The following is a 2,492-nucleotide window of genomic DNA, read 5'->3' as shown; positions in this document are numbered from 1 at the left end:
ATCTACCTCGGGCCAATCCTGCTGCTGGTAGGCGCGCCGTGGGTCCTGCAAAAAATGGTGATGATCAGCAAGCAGGAAAACATCACCTCCATCGCTGACTTTATCGCCGCCCGTTACGGCAAATCCCAGTCGCTGGCGGTGGTGGTAGCGCTGATCTGCCTGGTCGGCGTGTTGCCCTACATCGCCTTGCAGCTCAAGGGCATCGTGCTCGGGGTGAACCTGCTGATTGGAGCCGGCGCCGACGCCATGGGGGTCCGCGCCCAGGACACGGYGTTGATCGTGTCGTTGGTGCTGGCGCTGTTCACCATTGTCTTCGGTACCCGCAACCTCGATGCCACCGAACACCACCGTGGCATGGTGCTGGCGATTGCGTTTGAGTCACTGGTCAAGCTGTTCGCGTTTCTCGCCGTCGGCGCATTCGTCACGTTCGGCCTGTACGACGGATTCGATGACTTGTTCAACCAGGCCATGCTCGCCCCGCGTCTCGAAGCCTACTGGAAGGAAACCATCAACTGGCCCTCGATGGTGGTACAGACGGGCGTAGCGATGATGGCAATCATCTGTCTGCCCCGACAGTTCCACGTGACGGTGGTGGAAAACATTGATCCTCAGGATTTGCGCTTGGCCAAATGGGTGTTCCCGGCCTATCTGGCGTTGGCGGCGTTGTTTGTCGTACCCATCGCCCTCGCCGGTCAGATGATGCTGCCCAGTTCGGTATTGCCGGACTCGTTTGTCATCAGTTTGCCGCTGGCCCAGGCTCACCCTGCCCTCGCCTTGCTGGCGTTCATCGGCGGCGCCTCGGCGGCGACCGGCATGGTGATTGTCGCCAGCGTGGCGTTATCGACCATGGTCTCCAACGACATGCTGTTGCCCTGGTTGCTGCGACGCAACAACGCCGAGCGGCCGTTCGAAGTGTTTCGTCAGTGGATGCTCTCGGTGCGCCGAGTGAGTATCGTGGTGATTTTGCTGTTGGCCTATGTCAGTTATCGCCTGCTGGGCTCGACCGCCAGCCTGGCCACCATCGGCCAGATCGCCTTCGCCGCCGTCACGCAATTGGCCCCGGCCATGCTCGGCGCGCTGTACTGGAAACAGGCCAACCGTCGCGGCGTATTTGCCGGCCTCGCCACTGGGACATTCCTGTGGTTTTACACGCTGGTCTTACCGATTGCTGCCCGAGGCCTTGGCTTGTCGCTGGACACTTTCCCAGGGCTGGCGTGGCTGCACAGCAATCCGTTGAACCTGCCGATCACCCCGCTAACCCAAGGTGTGGTGCTGTCGCTGGCCGGCAACTTCACGCTGTTTGCCTGGGTCTCGGTGTTGTCGCGTACGCGGGTGTCGGAGCACTGGCAGGCGGGTCGGTTCATCGGGCAGGAAATCAGCGCACGCCCCAGTGCCCGTTCGATGCTGGCGGTGCATATCGACGACTTGCTGCAACTGGCCGCACGATTCGTCGGCGAAGAACGGGCGCGTCAGAGCTTCATTCGCTTCGCCTACCGCCAGGGCAAAGGCTTCAACCCGAATCAAAATGCCGATAGCGAATGGATCGCCCACACCGAACGGTTGCTGGCGGGTGTACTCGGTGCTTCTTCGACACGCGCGGTGGTGAAAGCCGCCATCGAAGGTCGGGAAATGCAGCTGGAGGATGTCGTCAAGATCGCCGACGAGGCGTCGGAAGTGTTGCAGTTCAACCGAGCCTTGCTGCAAGGCGCTATCGAAAACATCACCCAGGGTATCAGCGTGGTCGACCAGTCGCTGAAACTGGTGGCCTGGAACCGGCGTTATCTGGAGCTGTTCAACTACCCGGACGGATTGATCAGTGTCGGACGGCCAATAGCCGACATCATTCGCTACAACGCCGAGCGCGGATTGTGCGGCCCCGGTGAAGCCGAAGTGCATGTGGCCCGCCGCCTGCACTGGATGCGCCAGGGCCGTGCCCATACCTCCGAACGACTGTTCCCCAACGGGCGGGTAATCGAGCTGATCGGCAATCCGATGCCCGGCGGTGGTTTCGTCATGAGTTTCACTGACATCACCGCGTTCCGCGAAGCCGAACAAGCGCTGACCGAAGCCAACGAGGRCCTGGAGCAGCGGGTGGCCGAGCGCACCCACGAATTGTCGCAGCTCAACGTTGCGCTGACCGAAGCCAAGGGCACCGCCGAGTCCGCCAACCAGTCGAAAACTCGCTTTCTGGCGGCCGTCAGCCATGACTTGATGCAACCGCTGAACGCCGCGCGCCTGTTCTCCGCGGCGTTGTCTCACCAGGACGATGGCTTATCCGGCGAGGCGCAGAAACTGGTCCATCACCTGGACAGCTCGTTGCGTTCGGCAGAGGACTTGATCAGCGACCTGCTAGACATTTCCCGCCTGGAAAACGGCAAGATCAACTCCGATCCCAAGCCCTTCGCGCTCAACGAACTGTTCGACACCCTCGGTGCCGAGTTCAAGGCGCAGGCTCAAGAACAAGGGCTGACTTTCCGTGTTCGGGGCAGCAC

1 protein-coding gene is annotated in these 2,492 nt (G+C 61.3%); it reads left to right on the top strand.

Features of this window, described 5'->3' with window-relative positions:
• On the top strand, positions 1-2,492 hold a 2,492-nt coding region (locus AC1DRJ_RS24315), incomplete at both ends, for a sensor histidine kinase (protein WP_477804396.1).

The organism is Pseudomonas sp. P5_B2 (assembly GCF_056400445.1).
The sequence above is the reverse complement of the archived record's forward strand: the minus strand, read 5'-3'. Positions and strand labels throughout refer to the sequence as shown.